The organism is Paenibacillus sp. Aloe-11 (assembly GCF_000245715.1).
GTDB lineage: Bacteria > Bacillota > Bacilli > Paenibacillales > Paenibacillaceae > Paenibacillus > Paenibacillus kribbensis.
The window spans coordinates 1-17,418 of sequence record NZ_JH601073.1 but is presented as its reverse complement, the minus strand read 5'-3'; the positions used below and the strand labels follow the sequence as shown (position 1 = coordinate 17,418).

The following is a 17,418-nucleotide window of genomic DNA, read 5'->3' as shown; positions in this document are numbered from 1 at the left end:
TTAATAGTATGGAGCGATTAAATTGAAAATTTTGTATTTCTCTCCGATCTATTGGGGTGATTTAAAGCAGCGTCCGCAACACTTGGCTGAAGAGCTTGCTAAAATGCCGGGGATTCACATCACTTTTGTAGAACCATCTATTAGCATACTAAACAGTATAGTCAGGCAAAACTCGGATTACAAGAAAAGAGAGCAAAGCGTTAACGACAGTCTCCGAATATTTAGACCTTCTGGGAGCCTGAGATTACCTAGAAGCTTTGAAAGCTTGGATATATTTCATTGGAATCAATGGTTCGAAAAAAGACAGTTGCAAGATTTAGTCTCTAGTGCGGATATTATTTGGTTGGGAAGTCCTGTCTTTTATCCACTTATTAAACACATTAATAATAAGAAAATTGTGTTTGACCGAATGGACGATTATGTATTTCTAACTAACAATGCATTGATGAAAAAATTGCTTAAAAAGTGGGAGCTTGAATTACTTGCTAAAGCGGACCTTGTTATTTCTACGAGTAATGATTTGTATAAGCATTCCCTAACATTGAATAAACAATCTTATTTAGTGAAAAATGCTGTGGATGCAGCTATACTAAACATAAATGTAGATAGCTTGGTTGTTAGTGACTTGAGACGATTAAAGCATGAGGGCTACCATATTTTTGGCTATGTAGGAGCGATTGACCACTGGTTTGATATAGAAATGGTTAAGGCCATCATTGAATTTGATGAAAGGTTTATTGTATGTTTGGTTGGAAGAAATAACTTAACATATAATTTTGGTCAGCATAGCAGAATTAAATACTATGAGCCAGTCCCTAAATCAGAAATTGGTGCAATCATTGAAGCTTTTGATGTATGTTTATACCCTTTTCTGAGGAATTCTGACAGAATTGATACGATTAATCCAGTTAAAATTTATGAATATTTAAGTCTAAATAAAGTAACTTTAGCCGTAGAAAGTGAAGAAACAAGACTGTTAAACCAGGAGGGAGTCTATCTATATAATAGTTTAGAGGAAATAAGACAATATTTAATTGATATAGATACATTGCAACTCCCTTTTTATGATCAAGGGCAACTGGAGAACTTCGTAGTCAATAATGATTGGAAGGCTCGTGCAAAAACCATTCTGGAGCTGCTTATAAAGGAGCTTCAATAGGAGGAAGTTAATTATGAAAGGGATTATATTAGCAGGAGGAACAGGGTCTAGACTATATCCTCTTACTAAAGTTACAAACAAACACTTGTTGCCTATCGGTAAATATCCAATGATTTATTATTCAATTGATAAGCTTAAAAGAGCAAATATTAATGATATTTTGATTGTTACCGGAAAAGAACATATGGGAGATGTAGTAAACCTCTTAGGGAGCGGTATCGACTTTGGAGTTACCCTTACTTACAAAGTACAAGATGAGGCTGGGGGAATTGCACAGGCTTTGCTTTTAGCCGAGCATTTTGTTGGTAATGACAAAATGGCCGTCATTTTAGGGGATAACGTTTTTAAAGATGATATATCACCATTTATCGAAAAATTTAAACTGCAGGAATCGGGAGCAAAATTGCTACTTCATAAAGTACCTGACGCTAATCGTTATGGAGTACCAGAATTGCAAGGCGATAAAATTGTAAATATTGAAGAGAAACCACAAACTCCTAAAAGTGATTATGCGGTTACGGGGATTTACATGTTTAACCACTCTGTATTCGATATCATCAAGACTTTGTCTCCTTCCGCAAGAGGGGAATATGAAATAACAGATGTAAATAACACTTATATTCAAAGAAACCAGCTTACATTCGATATTTTAGAGAACTGGTGGACTGATGCGGGAACACATAGTTCATTGAGACTTGCCAATAAATTAGTAAGTGAGATGAATTATGAGCTATTTTCTTAGTATTTTATAGAATTTCAAAATGTCATGTATAGCTTCTACTAAACCATTAGAAAGTGAGACTTTTTAAATGAACTCCGTGAATGCTCTTCCTATAAGAATAAAATGGGTAGATGTACTAAAAGGATTAGCTATAATTTTTTTAGTATTCTCACATTTGGTGCCTCATGGTTTTAAAGGAAATGAATTGATGGACAAAAGTTTTATAATAGGCTATTTTTATTCATTTCATATGCCACTTTTCTTTTTTGCTTCCGGATTTACTTCTAATTTTCAGAAGTATAAGTTTAGTAGTTTTTTGTGGTCTAAAATTAAAACAATTCTTTTACCATATACGACCCTTTATATATGCTCATTGTTGTATTTTGGTTGGATGCATTGGATGGGGATTGTCGGAACGCTTGATCCAATGGTTGTCATTGAAGCTTTTTTATATGCAGATGGAAATCACTTGGGTATTCTAAACATGTCTCTTTGGTTTCTACCGTGTCTTTTCCTGGGACAGATTATTTCCTATCTAGTCTTGAAAATTTCTTCAAAAAAAAGTCATATGTATATACTTTGGATATTGCTTACCGCTCTAGGTGCATATTTGAGTAAACTTGATACACATGCACTTCCTTGGTCGCTTGGCACATCAATTAATGCAGCCTCCCTCATTATTTGTGGTTATATATTCAAGTTGAATGAACAATTTTTTATTGAGAAAATTAAAATTAATAAGCCTTATATTGCTTACATCGCTGGCTTCCTTGGTCTTTTAATATTTTTAATAAATGACAAACCAGGTATGTCAGGAAACTACTATGGTCATAATTATCTTTTGTTTTATCTATCTGTATTGGCTAGTTTAATATTTTATATATACTTATCAAAAAAGATTGATTCTTCTAATGTACTATCATATTTTGGAAAAAACTCTCTTGTTATATTTGGTTTGCATGGATTAATACTTAGTTTTTGGGAGAATATTAATTTTTACGAGATATTTTCAGCTAAAACGAATATGCATTTAGATGGAATTTCTTTTGTTGTTATTTCTACTGTACTTGTTTTTTTAAGCTGCATTCTTTTTATTGAGTTATTTAATAGGTTTCTACCTTTCCTGATTGGTAAAAAATTCAGCTTTGGTAGTACTAATAAAACAATAGTAATTCCCCAAAAAAATGCTTGATAAATAACTATAAAAAGCCCCCGAATAATAGTCGAGGGCTTTTTGTATTTTTAAGATTGAATTAGAAAAGATCGGGATTATCAGGGTATATCTTCTTAAATTGAGAGCGTATAAGCTCAACTTTTTCTTTTGAAATCTCGGATGTTTTTTTCAACACTATGGCTTTTACGTTATTATCAAGAGTGTAGCTGTTTAAAGGTTTATAATTATTTTTAAGAGATCCGTTCATGACTTCTTCTACAAGTAAACCTATCACTTTTTGGCCACTTTCACCTAAATGGTATTGGGTAGGCGTAGCGACAACAACATATTCGGAATCAAAGAATGCAACCGGGAAACCATCTCTTAAATCAACATGGTGCGTCAGGTTCATAAATGGAAGCGCGTTGCTATTTTCAGGCATTTCAATCTGTCTGAGAATATCATCATTAAGAATACCTGAGCTTGATAGCACATATACTTTGTGCTGTTCTGATGAAACTTCTTTCAGATAACTCGTCAATTGTTTCAGGACGGGGATATCCGTTCTAATTCTAGGTGTTTGCTTGAAATCACTGAATAGGGATGAGAAATAGGTAACAGGTCGTGCATTTACATTGGTGAAAGTAACCAAGAAATTACAAAGTACTAAATAAGTCAGAATAACTAAGAAGACACTTTTTGCATACTTTAACTTGGACAAATAGTTTAGTATAAGAATGACGCCACAAACAAATAGAATTAAAATATTTACTGTAAGAAGATAATAATGCTGAGAAGCCAAGCTTTGGATCCTTGTAAAAAGAAAGTACGTAATGAATAGATTCGCAACTAAAAAGATTGAAAAATATCTGGCTTTACTAATGAATAACATACCTATGAAACCGATAATCGCAATAAAGAAAATGAAGGCTCCATAATGATGAAATAAATTCTGCAGGTTACTGATGACGTCACCAAAATAATAAGCCGAATAGGCGTTTTTAAAGTTATTAGCCAGGGCTCTTCGGATAAATTCATTGAAGAATATGATCAAAAATAGTGCACTTGAAGCTCCTATAATGAAAAAATTCAGTATAACCTGCCAAAGCTGCTTGAAGCGGAAATCCTTTTCGAGAATCCATTTGAATAGAAAAGCAATACTGATTGAACCAAAAAAAGATACAATCCAAAAGCCATACCATCTTCTTGTGAATGTTAGTAGAACCAGGCAACCAGCTAATAGCAAAACGGCCTTTAAATTTAAACGTTCAAAATCATGATTAAATAATATAACCAGGGACAAACCAATGAAAACAAGTCCTATAGAATCCAGATATCCACCTAGCATAGGTGCTATCATAATTGGAAAAGTAAATGTAAGTATAAAAATGACAAAAACGTTCAATTTAGTTTTTAACTGTATTTGGTCAGCAATCTTGATGCACAATAAAAAGAGAATCAGGCACGAAGGATACAAGAAGCAAGTGTAGATCGCCAACACATAGCTCATGTAGCTTGTACCTAAAAATTTTAAAGGTAAGGCTAGAAAGACTGTTGGGAAAACGGAATAATCGTCTCTTAAAATACTTGCATAGATTTGTTTAAAGGCTGCTATAAAATCTGTACTTAAAAGGTTATTAAATTGTATGGATGTATTCCAATAGGCTGAGAAGTCCCAATAATAAATGAAATGTTCCCTTTGAAGGAAAGCGTAAATGAATATAATTCCTACAAGATAACCGCCAAAAGCTAGATATTGCACCATTATTTCTTTCTTGGCATATGTTAAGATACCACTAATGTGTAAAATGTATGTAGCACCTATGACGAACGACTGCGCAATATTTAGACTAAATAATATAGAAATATAATACGAATTGACTTTAAGCAGTATTAGAGCAGGGATAAGTAGCCACATCAATATTAAATAAGACCAAACAAAATTTTTATTAACTCGCGATAAATTCAAAAGCATATTCCCTCCCAAAGTAGTGTGCTTATTAATTTTATAGTAATCGTAAATGAAAGTATATACTCAAGATGTTGGAGGATTCATGAATGATAATACAGGAAGTACTCTCAGGTGCAAAAATTATTGAACCCGTAGTTCATGGCGATCACCGTGGCTTTTTTATGGAAAGCTACAATGATCAAATCATGAAACAAAACGGGATTAACCATGCTTTTATTCAGGATAATCAGTCCTTGTCTGCAGAAGCTGGCGTGATTCGAGGGTTGCATTACCAGCTTAATCCTAAAGCGCAGACCAAACTCATTCGTGTGCTTTCTGGAGCTATCTACGATGTTATTTTGGATATTCGCAAAAGTTCTCCAACATTCGGTCAATGGGTTGGAGTGATCTTAAGTGAACATAATAGACGTCAGCTACTGGTACCTAAAGGATTTGCCCATGGGTTCTGTACGCTTGTGCCTAATACCCAGGTGTTTTATAAGGTAGATGAGTATTACTCACCTGAGAATGATCGTGGTATACTCTGGAATGATCCGGCACTTGGGATTGATTGGCCCACTTCCCATGTGATCCTTTCGGAAAAGGATCAGAAGCAACCGACGCTGGCTGAAGCAGATATTAATTTCGAATAGATTACTGACAAGTAAAGCTAGGCACAATTTATAAAATAGGCGGCATTTCCTTGTTCTTTGTTGGCTTTGAGGCATATTCTGTATGTATTAGTGAGAGTTTTAGGAGGTCTGTATGAAACTTCTTGTCACCGGCGGTGCCGGATTTATTGGCAGTAACTTTGTATTGTATATGTTGAAACAGCATCCAGAATACGAAATTGTGAATATCGATGCGCTTACCTATGCAGGTAATCTGGAAAACTTGAAATCCATCGAAAATCATCCCAATCATACCTTCGTGAAAGCAGATATTACTGACGCGCAAGCGATTGACCAGTTGATGCAGCAGGGAATTGATGTGGTGGTGAATTTTGCGGCAGAGTCGCATGTGGATCGGAGTATTTTGGAGCCGGAAGTGTTTGTGAAAACAAACGTATTTGGTACACAGGTACTGTTGGACGCAGCCAAGAAATATAATGTGACCAAGTTTGTACAGGTATCGACAGATGAGGTGTACGGATCTCTAGGTGAAACAGGTTTGTTTACAGAGGAAACTCCGCTGCAGCCTAATAGTCCTTACTCTGCTTCCAAGGCAGGTGGCGACCTGCTGGTTCGTGCATATCATGAAACCTTTGGTCTACCTGTGAATATCACGCGTTGTTCCAATAACTATGGCCCGTACCAGTTTCCGGAAAAGCTGATTCCACTGATGATCTCGCGTGCGTTGAGTGATCAGCAGCTACCTGTATACGGGGATGGCCTGAACATCCGTGATTGGTTGTATGTAGAGGATCATTGCAGCGCAATTGATCTGGTCATTCATCAGGGTAAACTGGGTGAGGTATACAATATCGGTGGAAATAATGAGCGGACAAATGTGCATATCGTCAAAACGGTATTGGAGGAGCTGGGCAAGCCAGATTCTCTGATTTCGTATGTACAGGATCGCCCAGGTCATGACCGCCGTTATGGCATTGATCCAACAAAGACCATGAATGAGCTGGGCTGGAAGCCAAAGCACTCTTTTGAAACTGGCATTAAAGAAACAATCCGTTGGTACTTGGACAACAAAGAATGGTGGACTCGCATTCAATCCGGCGAGTATCAGCAATATTATGCTAAGCAGTATGGTTCCCGCTTGGGGGATGCGTAAGATGAAGGTACTGGTTACTGGAGCATCCGGTCAACTTGGCAAAGACGTAGTAAAGGTTTTTCAGGAGCAAGGGCATGATGTCCTTGGTTACGATCGGGAACAATTGGATATCACGGATTTGCAGCAGACTGTGAAGATTGTAGGGCAATATCAACCTGATGCCGTAATTCACTGTGCAGCGTATACGGCTGTGGATGCGGCCGAGTCTGATATAGATGGGGCTTATCAGGTCAATGCGTCGGGAACACGCAATATGGCGTTGGCTGCGGAAAAAGTAGGAGCCAAGCTGGTGTATATCAGCACGGATTACGTGTTCGATGGAACAGCGGAGCAGCCATATCATGAGTATGACAATACGAATCCGCAGAGTATTTACGGAAAGTCCAAGCGGGCCGGAGAGATACTGGCCCAAACACTTTCCTCCAGATATTTTATTGTTCGTACTTCTTGGGTATACGGATTGCACGGGAACAATTTTGTAAAAACAATGCTGAAGCTTGGACAGGAAAAGCCGCACCTTCAGGTTGTGAACGACCAGAAAGGCTCACCCACCTATACGGTGGATTTGGCTCGCTTTTTGGCAGAATTGGTTCAAACCGAGAAGTACGGCGTATACCATGCATCCAATAGCGGTTCTTGCACCTGGTATGAGTTTACGCAAGCTATTTTTCAGGATGCGGCAGAACTATTAGGTGCCAAGATAACAGCGAAACTGGACCCATGTAGTACGGAACAATTCCCTAGGCCCGCAGCACGTCCACGTAATTCCGTCATGGAGCATATTGCGATTCGAACCAATGGACTGAATGATTTGCGCAATTGGCGTGAAGGATTACGGGATTTTTTAAAAGAGTATCTGGAAAGTTCCAGTAGGTAGAGGTAGAGTGTATATCTGCAGCGATCTCCCATCATTTTAATGATTGGGAGATTTTATTATGTAGAGACATATGTCGATCAAGCTCAATGAGTATTATAATGTATAAGACAGTTCGTCATATATGGAGCTATAAGGAGGGCATTATTCTGAAAAGGCCCAGTGTACAAATTTTGTTATCTACATATAATGGAGCAGCTTATTTAGATGAGCAAGTAGAAAGCCTGATCAATCAGAAAGACGTAAATATTCAGATTCTAGTTCGTGATGATGGCTCAACAGATGACACGGTTGCCAAGCTGAATGCGCTGAAGCAGCGTTATCCTCAACAGATTATTTTATCCCCCGAGAGCAATGTAGGGGTTATTGCGAGCTTTTTTGATCTGATACAAAAATCTTCCGAGAATTTCGAATTTTACGCCTTTTGCGATCAAGATGATGTGTGGATGCCAGACAAGCTTGCTCGAGCTGTAGCCCAACTCAAAAAAAAGGAGGGAAATCGGCCGCTAATGTATTGTTCTGCTACACAAATGGTCTCTCAAACTTTGGAACCTCTCAAGGTATGGCCAGCAGATCTAGCCCGATCTTTATCCTTTTATAATGCTCTCATTGAAAATGTCTGTGTAGGCTGTACCATGGTGATCAATAAAGAAACACTTCAGCTCGTGAAAAAGAGAATGCCAGCTTCTTTGAAAAACATTATTATGCATGACTGGTGGATTTATTTATGCACATCCTCTTTTGGTGAGGTTGTATTTGACCCTAGACCTTCCATTTGGTATCGGCAGCATCAAAATAATGTGTTGGGAGGCTCTACGGACGGCTGGGTTAGCAAGTGGAGGAAAAGGCTAGACAGATTTGTAAAAGGGAAAAACCGCTATATTTTAAGCAAACAAGCGCAGCAATTTATTCAACTCTATGGACAAGACCTGCCTTCTCAGATGCATAAAGATATTGAACTATTTCTGAACAGCTACCAAAAGGGATTATTTCCTCGGCTGAAATACATTTGGCAGTCTCCCTTTTACAGACAGTCAAGGTTAGACAACTGGATTTATAAGCTGGTTTTCCTGTTGGGGAAATTATAGAGGTGTGAAGAAAAAAACATTGAAACTTTTTTCCAGATACAAGCGTCAAATAATCAAAGGTACAAATGAATACTAGATAAAAATCCATCGAATGCATGTTCCTTTATGGAAAAATATAGTATAATTGAGAGGTGCAACCGATATAGGCTGGCAAGGGCGGTCGGCTAACTCTCCCGAGGAGGGGGGTGAAGCCTGTGACAGTGTTTGAGGCGCTCAGTTTAATGCTGACGTTCGGGGCGTTAATCGTCACACTGTTAGAGTTTAACAAACGAAAATAGACCGCCCCCGCAAGGAAGGGTCTATTTTCGGCCTGATTGTTCCAAAACCGTCCGCTCTTGGGAGCGTTGGTTGCGCAGGGGCTGGCTGGCACCGGCCCTTTTTCCATGTATATCTTACCACGATGATTTTTAGACCTCAAGAATTTTGCAAAATCCTGCATGCTGTGTGAGTTACAAGTTATGTGCTTTTTTGCGCCCCGTAGTCTGTGGGGTATGCTATAATAGTCGATAGTAGAATAGATTACTGAATTTGTCAGGAGCGTTTTGAATGATGGATGTAAGCATACTGGTCGTCAACTATAACACGTGTCGATTGACGCTGGATTGTTTGCAGTCGGTGTATGCGTCCAAGACGCAATATCGATATGAAGTGATTGTCATCGACAATCATTCCAGTGACGGGTCTGTTGAGGCTATTCGTGCTGAATACCCGGAAATTAGGCTGATAGCGAATGAAGATAATACAGGTTTTGCCAAGGCAAACAATCAGGGAATGGAAGTGGCCAGCGGACGTTACATATTGCTGTTGAATTCCGATACACTGGTGCAGCCGGATACGCTGGATACAATGATTCAGTTTATGGATACGCATCCCGAAATGGGAGCATCGGGCTGCAAGGTCATCTTGCCGGATGGTTCGCTGGATAAGGCATGCAAGCGTGGATTTCCAACGCCGTCTGCGTCCTTTTACTATGCTTTTGGCTGGTCGAAGCGTTACCCCGATAATCCGAAGTATAACCAATATCAGCTTGGACATCTAAGCCCGGATGATGAGTATCCCGTGGATGTGCTGGTTGGAGCTTTTATGCTGGTCCGTCGGGAGACGATTGAGCAGGTCGGCGGCCTGGACGAAACCTTTTTTATGTATGGTGAGGATATTGACTGGTGTTATCGAATTAAACAAGCAGGATGGGGCATTTACTACTACCCGCGCACATATATTGTTCATATCAAAGGGGGCAGCGCTCGCCGTCGTCCTTTGAAAATTATTTATGAGTTTCATAGAGCTATGTGGGTGTTTCACCGCAAGCATTATAAACAGCAGTACAGCTGGATCACCAACATGGCTGTCTACGCGGGGATTGCGGTGAAATTTGGAATGGCCTTTTTGAAAAACAAACTGTCTGCACCGGTCAAACCGGACAGCGGCGAACAATCTCGTACCGAGGTGAAAGCATGATACGCAGAAATCAACGATTTTTAACCCAATTGTATATTGTGGCGGATTTCGCGGTCATTCAGTTATCTTTCCTGATCGCTTGGTTCTTTAAATTTGAAAGTGAATGGATTACCTATACAGAGCCGCTTCCTATTCAAGTATACGGGGGCTGGAGCTTAATTTACGGTCTGATTGCCGTGGTACTGGGAATGCTATTCTCGCTCTATTCACCCAAGCGCAAAAAGCGATTTGCAGACGACGTATTTCGTGTCACCCAGATTCATATTGTTGGTTTGTTTGTATTGCTGAGTGTCATGTTTTTCGTCAAGCAAATCGATATTTCGCGTTCCTACCTAGCGATCTATATGGTTGGGAATGTGCTGCTGATTTTGTTTTACCGATATTTTTTGAAGCGAATTCTTAAAGCTCTCCGGCAAAAAGGGTACAATAAGCAATTCATGCTCATTCTCGGGGCGGGCTCTTTGGGCCAACGGTTTTATCATAATCTTGGACAGTATCCTGATTTGGGATATGAAGTAGTGGGATTTCTGGATGATAACCGCCACTGGAGCGAAGAGGAAGAAGCCCATTTCCGCCCAATTCTCGGAGGATTAGATCAATTGGAGGCGACGCTGTCGCGCCTGATGATTGATGAGGTTATTCTAGCTCTACCGCTGGATGCTCACGATAAGTATCCTAGAATTATCAACATGTGTGAAAAGGCTGGGGTACGCACACTTATTATTCCCGACTTTTTCGACTATTTACCAGCTCGGCCGTATTTTGATAACTTCGCAGGCATGCCGATGATCAATGTACGAGATATTCCGCTAGATGTAGCGGGAAACCGGTTATTTAAGCGTCTGTTCGATATTTTATTCTCTTTATTCGCGATTATTCTGACCGCTCCGATCATGCTGGCCGTGGCGATTGGTGTGATGGTTACATCGCGAGGTCCCATCATTTTTAAGCAGGAGCGGGTAGGCTTGAATCGTCGTACCTTCCGAATGTACAAATTTCGCTCCATGAAGGTGCTGCCGCCTGGGACTGAAGACACAGGATGGACGACTGCTAATGACCCGCGGCGCACGCGTTTCGGTTCCTTTATCCGTAAAACGAGTCTCGATGAGCTGCCACAGTTCTTCAACGTGCTGCTGGGAGATATGAGTGTCGTTGGCCCCCGCCCGGAAAGACCGTATTATGTGGATCAGTTCCGTGAGGAAATTCCCAAATACATGGTGAAGCATCATGTTCGTCCCGGAATTACAGGCTGGGCACAGAGCAACGGGTTGCGTGGAGATACGTCCATTGAGGAACGGATTAAGCATGACATTTTCTATATTGAGAATTGGTCGCTCTTATTCGATATTAAAATTATTTTCCGCACGATTCGCAACGGTTTCAAAAACGCATATTAATTCAGAGTCGCCCTTCGGTTCAGCCGGAGGGTGTTTTTGTGTCTATATAAGCTGAACTTAAAAGTTACCTATTGTGCCACAGCTTGTGCCACCGCGCAGACGGATGGTGCTCTAGTGGAAAGCTTGCGTCAGTCAGGGAAGCTGAGTGTTCCCATTGAATACGAACATTGACACCATTTAAGCACTGTCATAGACTTAGCATAGAACGCTTTTGGATATCGAATTCGGATTGTACGGATCATGACAAAAGCATAGGATGCTGGAGGAATGTGTGTTGGCAGATTCAATTCAATCTTGGAAACATGTATTTAAGCTTGATCCTGACAAGGAACTGGACGATGAGGCGCTGGACGCTGTGTGTATGTCTGGTACGGACGCCATTATGATAGGAGGTTCATCAGGCATTACCTATGAAAATACGGTGGATTTACTATCGCGGGTCCGGCGTTATGAGGTGCCGTGTGTGCTAGAGGTGTCCGATCTGGAGGCTGTCGTGCCGGGGTTTGATCTGTATATGATTCCCATGGTGCTGAATACCATGGATAGTAATTGGATCGTAGGGCAGCACCAGCGTGCGATTGAGCAGTTTGGTTATATGATTCCTTGGGATTTGCTTGTGGCAGAGGGATATATTGTTTTGAACGGAGATTCTACGGTCGCCAAGCTTACCGGGGCGGAGACTTCGCTGAGTGCTTCATCAGCTGCCTCCTATGCGCAGATTGCTGACAAGCTCATGCATCTGCCGATTGTATATGTGGAATATAGCGGTACCTTCGGGGATATGGAACTGGTACAAAAAATACATCGCAGCACAGAGCGCTCTCGTGTCCTATACGGAGGAGGTATCGTGGATAAATCTACCGCGTTACAAGCGGCTGCCGTTTGTGACACCATTGTAGTAGGAAATATCATTTACCACGACTTGGCGAAAGCGCTGGAGACGGTGGCTGTGAAATTGAAAGTATAGAACGTTTATTTTATGGAAGCTCGGAGAAAGGAGCATGCACGCATGCAATCAATAGATATACACGAGGCTGTAGCCCGCCTCAATCCTCCTCAGCGTCAGGCCGTAGAGGTAGTGGATGGTCCACTGCTGATTATGGCTGGCGCAGGCAGTGGCAAGACACGGGTGCTCACGCACCGAATAGCTTACCTCATCGCGACCCGCAAGACGGCTCCATGGGGTATTTTGGCGATTACCTTTACGAACAAGGCCGCGCGTGAGATGCAGGATCGCGTATCCAAGCTGATTGGCCCGCAGGGGAGAGACGTGTGGGTATCCACGTTCCACTCGATGTGTGTACGTATTTTACGTCGGGATATCGAGCGGATCGGATTTACCTCCAATTTCAGCATTTTGGATTCCACGGATCAATTGTCTGTCATTCGGAGCTGCATGAAGGATATGAATATAGATACCAAAAAATTTGAACCCAAAGCGGTTCAATCTATGATGAGCACGGCTAAAAATGAACTGGTCACTCCTGAAATGTATGAGCGCAAGATTGGCGATTATTTTGAGGGAATTGTGGCGAAGGTATATACCAAGTACCAACAACGGCTCAAAAATAACAACTCTCTTGATTTTGATGATTTGATCATGGCGACGATTCAGCTCTTTAAAGAAGTGCCTGAGGTGCTGGATTTCTACCAAAAGAAATTTCAGTACATTCATGTCGATGAATATCAGGATACCAACCGTGCGCAGTACATGCTGTGCAAAATGCTGGCCGATAAGCATCACCGGATTTGCGTAGTAGGTGACAGTGACCAATCCATCTACAGATGGCGGGGCGCGGATATCAGCAACATTTTGAACTTTGAAGAGGACTACCCGGAAGCACGTACCATTTTGCTGGAGCAGAACTATCGGTCAACCTCTAACATACTGAATGCAGCGAACGAAGTGATTGCGCAAAATACAGGACGCAAGCCGAAAAAGCTATGGACAGACAAGGAAGGCGGAGCCAAAATTAAGGTTTACCGTGCTGACTCGGAGCATGATGAGGGCTACTTTATTGCCTCTGAAATTAATAAGAACATTAATGCAGGTAAAACCTATAGCCATCATGCCATTTTGTATCGTACCAATGCCCAGTCTCGGGTCGTCGAGGAAATTTTGATCAAATCGGACATACCGTATCAGATCGTTGGCGGGATCAAGTTCTATGATCGTAAAGAGATTAAGGATCTGCTGGCCTATCTGCGCCTGCTTTCCAATCCTGACGACGATATCAGCCTGATGCGAATCATTAACGTGCCCAAACGCAGCATCGGAGACACGACCGTTGGTAAGTTGCAGGGAGCCGCAGCGGAGCGTGGAGTTTCGATCTTCCGCGTGCTACAAGTAGTAGACGATTTGGGCTTTGCCGGACGTACGCGCAATGCGCTTGTGGAATTTTACGATATGATCGAAGGCTTAAATCGGATGGTGGACTATCTGTCGGTTACGGAGCTAACAGAAAAAATGCTGGAAACCACCCAGTATCGACTGGAGCTGCAAAACGAGAATACCCTCGAATCACGCGCGCGTCTGGAAAATATTGATGAGTTTCTGTCGGTAACCATGGAGTTTGAGAAAGGAGCAGAGGACAAATCGCTGGTCTCCTTCCTGACCGATCTTGCTCTTATTGCAGACATAGATTCCATGAATGACGATGAAGACGAGCAAAGTGATGCTGTTGTATTGATGACCATGCACAGCGCAAAAGGTTTGGAGTTTCCAATTGTATTTATTGTCGGCATGGAGGAAGGAGTATTCCCTCACAGCAGGGCCTTCTTGGATAATGAAGAGCTTGAGGAAGAGCGCAGATTGGCATATGTCGGTATTACCCGTGCAGAGGAGCAGCTGTTCCTTACATGCGCACAAATGCGTACTTTGTTTGGCCGTACAACAGCCAATCCGCCGTCGCGCTTTCTGGAAGAGATTCCGGATGAATTAAAAGAGGATACGATCATCAAACAGGACCGCTACCGTCGTTCAGGCAATGTAGGTGGCTCTTATGGCGGGCGTGGACTGGGTAAAAGCAGTGGCAGTAACTTTGGAGGAGAGCGTTCCTTTGATTCGATGAGTCGTAGTGGATCGACGGCCTCCGCATCGTCACGTGTAACCGTAACGACATCTTCATCGGCCAAGCCTTCCCCGGCAGCTTCGGCAGGGGGCCCTTCTATTTTTGCTGCTGGAGACAAGGTACAGCATGGCAAGTGGGGAGTGGGGACCATTGTGGCTGTCAAAGGTACGGGCAATGATATGGAGCTTCAGATCGCCTTCCCGGCTCCGGTCGGGGTCAAACGTCTGCTGGCTGGCTTTGCGCCTATCACAAAAGTAGAATAAATCTTACACATCAATAAATCTCGAGCCTCACAGCGGCAGAGTGGCCTAGGCTTCTGCCCTGATGGAGTTCCCGGAGGGATACGACTGCATGAACCCAATGCACAGGATGGAGCAGCTTGTTGCTGAGCTGAACACATATAACTATCATTATTACACACTGGATGAGCCCATGGTCAGCGACAAAGAATATGATGTGCTTTATGACGAACTGGTAGCGCTTGAACAGACGAGCGGACTGGTGTTGCCAGATTCGCCAACGCAGCGCGTGGGTGGGGAGTTGCTAAAGGGCTTCACGCCACATCGTCATCTGTCCCCATTATGGAGCCTGGATAAAGCACAGAATATGGAGCAGCTGCGTGCATGGAACGCGCGTGTCGTGAAGCTGGTCAATGATTACAATACCAAGAACCCGGAGCAGCCTTTGCCTTCTCCAAGCTATGCGATAGAGCTTAAATTTGATGGACTAACGCTGAACCTGACTTATACGGATGGAAAGTTGGTACAGGCTTCTACTCGTGGCAATGGCGTCGTGGGTGAAGGGATATTGGCACAGGTGAAGACAATCAAATCCGTACCGCTTACGATTCCTTTCCAGGATGGTACCATTGAAGTGCAGGGAGAAGGCATTATGAATCTGTCCGTGCTGGCGAAATATAATGAGACCGCTGTGGACCCTCTTAAAAACGCACGTAATGCCGCAGCTGGTGCTTTGCGTAATTTAAATCCTAAAGTGACAGCGGAACGGCGACTAAATGCGTTTTTCTACAATGTGGGATTTGCGGACCGTATTCAGTTTGATAGCCACCAGGAGATGATGACCTTCCTGCGTGACAATCATTTTAAAGTGAACCCATATCTGACTTACTTTGATAATTTTGATGATGCTATGGAGCAACTGGCTGAGATTGAAGAGTCTCGCTCCGGGTTGGATTATCTTATTGACGGGGCTGTATTGAAAATTACAGATATGCGTACACGCGAGGTTCTTGGGTATACCGATAAATTTCCGCGTTGGGCGGTGGCATATAAGTTCGAAGCAGAGGAAACCACCACGGTGCTTAACTCGGTCGAGTGGAATGTAGGTCGAACGGGTAAGATCACGCCACTGGCAAGGGTGGAGCCGGTAGAGCTGGCAGGAGTCACTGTACAAAATTGTACACTGAACAATGCTGGCGATATCGAGCGTAAAAATCTGAAGTTCGCTTTGGGGACGCGTGTATTTATTCGCCGCTCCAATGATGTCATTCCCGAGATATTGGGAAAGGTGACATCTGAAAATGATGGGGAGGAAATTGTCGTGCCCGATCATTGTCCGGCCTGCGGATTTCCATTGCAGCAGCGAGGGGCCCACTTGTTCTGCGACAATAAGCTGGGGTGTAAACCACAGATTGTGGCCCGTATTTCCCATTTCGCATCACGTGATGCCATGGATATTGAAACATTCAGCGACAAAACAGCGATCCAACTGCATGACGAACTGGAAGTAAGCGAGCCTGCGGATTTGTATAGACTCCAATATGATGATCTAGTGAAGCTGGAGCGGTTTGGTGAGAAAAAAGCCAATAACCTCCTGACAGCACTTGAGAAGAGTAAAGAAAGAGATTTGGCTTCCTTCCTTTACGCTCTGGGTATACCGAATACCGGTAAAGCGACAACACGCATGCTGGCTGAACATTACCGCGATTTGCATAAGGTCATGTCCGCTACCGTGGAAGAACTGGTAGAACTACCGGATGTGGGCGGAATTGTAGCCGAAAGCATCGTTGCGTTCTTTGCCGATCCATTTACTCAGGCTGGGATTGAAAAGATGCTGTCGCTAGGAGTGAGGGCCCAAGCTCCTGAAGCTCCACAGCAGAAGAAGACAGACAGCTTCTTCAGTGGCAAAACGGTCGTGCTCACAGGTACCTTGCATCAGCTTACGCGTGATGATGCTGCTTCCAGGCTGGAGGCACTGGGAGCCAAGGTGACTGGATCCGTATCGAAAAAGACGGATTTAGTCATAGCTGGTGAAAAGGCCGGGAGTAAACTGGCCAAAGCCCAACAGCTCGGAATCGAAACCATACAAGATGAGGACGAATTCATCAGATTGCTGGAGCAAGAATAGTAGTTTGCAGTGAGCGCAGCCATTCCGTTTCAGAACGGGATGGTTGTTTTGTTACTGACTGTTCAGAGGTAGGTATAGAAGCTATATAAAAAGTTTTCAAAAAATGCTTGCTAAATAGATTTAGGCATGTTACATTATTAGACGTTGCTTTGAGAGTAACTTTTCTCAAAGTAGAGGTTGCTGAAAGAAAATCAAAAAAAGATTTGACAAGAAAGCGACCGACATGATATGATCTAATTCCTGGCTCGTTGAACAGACGAGAACAGACAAGTTCTTTGAAAACTGAACAAATGGATGATGTAAATAAAGATTTCTTCTTTAATATTAAAGGAGAATCGCTAGCATTAAAAATGAGCTAATCGCTCTTTCTATAACCAACCTCGGTTGGTCTTTA

The 17,418-nt window shown here is 42.4% G+C and carries 14 protein-coding genes; 13 read left to right on the top strand and 1 reads right to left on the bottom strand.

What is annotated here, in order from left to right:
• Nucleotides 1–22 precede the first annotated feature (22 nt).
• The 3 genes from WG8_RS22790 to WG8_RS22780 all read left to right on the top strand — a co-directional run bounded on the left by WG8_RS22790 (nt 23) and on the right by WG8_RS22780 (nt 3,072).
• Nucleotides 23–1,159, top strand: a complete 1,137-nt coding sequence (locus WG8_RS22790; protein WP_043891344.1) for a hypothetical protein — start codon at nt 23–25, stop codon at nt 1,157–1,159.
• Nucleotides 1,160–1,172: 13 nt separating this feature from the next.
• Complete coding sequence (locus tag WG8_RS22785; RefSeq protein ID WP_007432626.1) at nt 1,173–1,901, top strand: sugar phosphate nucleotidyltransferase; 729 nt, start codon at nt 1,173–1,175, stop codon at nt 1,899–1,901.
• A 67-nt stretch (nt 1,902–1,968) separates the two neighbouring features.
• The gene (locus tag WG8_RS22780) at nt 1,969–3,072 is read left to right on the top strand and encodes an acyltransferase family protein (protein ID WP_043891343.1); all 1,104 of its coding nucleotides are present in this window, start codon (nt 1,969–1,971) and stop codon (nt 3,070–3,072) included.
• Nucleotides 3,073–3,133: 61 nt separating this feature from the next.
• Here WG8_RS22780 and WG8_RS22775 read toward each other — a convergent pair whose 3' ends face one another.
• On the bottom strand, nt 3,134–5,008 hold the full coding sequence (locus WG8_RS22775) for a hypothetical protein (protein ID WP_043891342.1): 1,875 nt from the start codon (nt 5,006–5,008) through the stop codon (nt 3,134–3,136).
• 83 nt (nt 5,009–5,091) lie between these two features.
• Here WG8_RS22775 and rfbC point away from each other — a divergent pair, with 83 nt between their 5' ends.
• The 10 genes from rfbC (at nt 5,092) to ligA (ending at nt 17,024) form a co-directional block, all read left to right on the top strand.
• Nucleotides 5,092–5,637, top strand: a complete 546-nt coding sequence (rfbC, locus tag WG8_RS22770) for a dTDP-4-dehydrorhamnose 3,5-epimerase (protein WP_007432625.1) — start codon at nt 5,092–5,094, stop codon at nt 5,635–5,637.
• A 112-nt stretch (nt 5,638–5,749) separates the two neighbouring features.
• The gene (gene rfbB, locus WG8_RS22765) at nt 5,750–6,769 is read left to right on the top strand and encodes a dTDP-glucose 4,6-dehydratase (protein ID WP_007432624.1); all 1,020 of its coding nucleotides are present in this window, start codon (nt 5,750–5,752) and stop codon (nt 6,767–6,769) included.
• A gap of 1 nt (nt 6,770) precedes the next feature.
• Nucleotides 6,771–7,646 (top strand): dTDP-4-dehydrorhamnose reductase, encoded by an 876-nt coding sequence (gene rfbD / locus WG8_RS22760; RefSeq protein WP_007432623.1) that lies wholly within the window; start codon nt 6,771–6,773, stop codon nt 7,644–7,646.
• Nucleotides 7,647–7,744: 98 nt separating this feature from the next.
• Nucleotides 7,745–8,731, top strand: a complete 987-nt coding sequence (locus WG8_RS22755) for a glycosyltransferase family 2 protein (protein WP_007432622.1) — start codon at nt 7,745–7,747, stop codon at nt 8,729–8,731.
• 185 nt (nt 8,732–8,916) lie between these two features.
• Nucleotides 8,917–9,009 (top strand): putative holin-like toxin, encoded by a 93-nt coding sequence (locus tag WG8_RS29625; protein ID WP_219727884.1) that lies wholly within the window; start codon nt 8,917–8,919, stop codon nt 9,007–9,009.
• A gap of 271 nt (nt 9,010–9,280) precedes the next feature.
• Complete coding sequence (locus tag WG8_RS22750; RefSeq protein ID WP_043891358.1) at nt 9,281–10,189, top strand: glycosyltransferase family 2 protein; 909 nt, start codon at nt 9,281–9,283, stop codon at nt 10,187–10,189.
• Entirely contained in the window at nt 10,186–11,586 is a 1,401-nt protein-coding gene (locus WG8_RS22745) for an undecaprenyl-phosphate glucose phosphotransferase (RefSeq protein WP_007432619.1), read from the top strand. Before WG8_RS22750 ends, WG8_RS22745 begins: the two co-directional genes overlap by 4 nt.
• Before the next feature lie 256 nt (nt 11,587–11,842).
• Nucleotides 11,843–12,553 (top strand): heptaprenylglyceryl phosphate synthase, encoded by a 711-nt coding sequence (locus WG8_RS22740; protein WP_043891341.1) that lies wholly within the window; start codon nt 11,843–11,845, stop codon nt 12,551–12,553.
• Between the two features lie 42 nt (nt 12,554–12,595).
• On the top strand, nt 12,596–14,920 hold the full coding sequence (gene pcrA / locus WG8_RS22735) for a DNA helicase PcrA (protein ID WP_007432617.1): 2,325 nt from the start codon (nt 12,596–12,598) through the stop codon (nt 14,918–14,920).
• A gap of 88 nt (nt 14,921–15,008) precedes the next feature.
• The gene (ligA, locus tag WG8_RS22730) at nt 15,009–17,024 is read left to right on the top strand and encodes an NAD-dependent DNA ligase LigA (protein ID WP_007432616.1); all 2,016 of its coding nucleotides are present in this window, start codon (nt 15,009–15,011) and stop codon (nt 17,022–17,024) included.
• The last annotated feature ends 394 nt before the right edge of the window (nt 17,025–17,418 follow it).

Bases quoted from the DNA above. Each gene is read 5' to 3' on its own strand.
- rfbB (WP_007432624.1), top strand. From the start codon at position 5,750: ATGAAACTTCTTGTCACCGGCGGTGCCGGATTTATTGGCAGTAACTTT.
- WG8_RS22750 (WP_043891358.1), top strand. From the start codon at position 9,281: ATGGATGTAAGCATACTGGTCGTCAACTATAACACGTGTCGATTGACG.
- WG8_RS22755 (WP_007432622.1), top strand. From the start codon at position 7,745: ATGTATAAGACAGTTCGTCATATATGGAGCTATAAGGAGGGCATTATT.
- rfbC (WP_007432625.1), top strand. From the start codon at position 5,092: ATGATAATACAGGAAGTACTCTCAGGTGCAAAAATTATTGAACCCGTA.
- WG8_RS22775 (WP_043891342.1), bottom strand. From the start codon at position 5,008: ATGCTTTTGAATTTATCGCGAGTTAATAAAAATTTTGTTTGGTCTTAT.
- ligA (WP_007432616.1), top strand. From the start codon at position 15,009: ATGAACCCAATGCACAGGATGGAGCAGCTTGTTGCTGAGCTGAACACA.
- WG8_RS22780 (WP_043891343.1), top strand. From the start codon at position 1,969: ATGAACTCCGTGAATGCTCTTCCTATAAGAATAAAATGGGTAGATGTA.
- WG8_RS22785 (WP_007432626.1), top strand. From the start codon at position 1,173: ATGAAAGGGATTATATTAGCAGGAGGAACAGGGTCTAGACTATATCCT.
- rfbD (WP_007432623.1), top strand. From the start codon at position 6,771: ATGAAGGTACTGGTTACTGGAGCATCCGGTCAACTTGGCAAAGACGTA.
- pcrA (WP_007432617.1), top strand. From the start codon at position 12,596: ATGCAATCAATAGATATACACGAGGCTGTAGCCCGCCTCAATCCTCCT.
- WG8_RS22740 (WP_043891341.1), top strand. From the start codon at position 11,843: ATGCTGGAGGAATGTGTGTTGGCAGATTCAATTCAATCTTGGAAACAT.
- WG8_RS22745 (WP_007432619.1), top strand. From the start codon at position 10,186: ATGATACGCAGAAATCAACGATTTTTAACCCAATTGTATATTGTGGCG.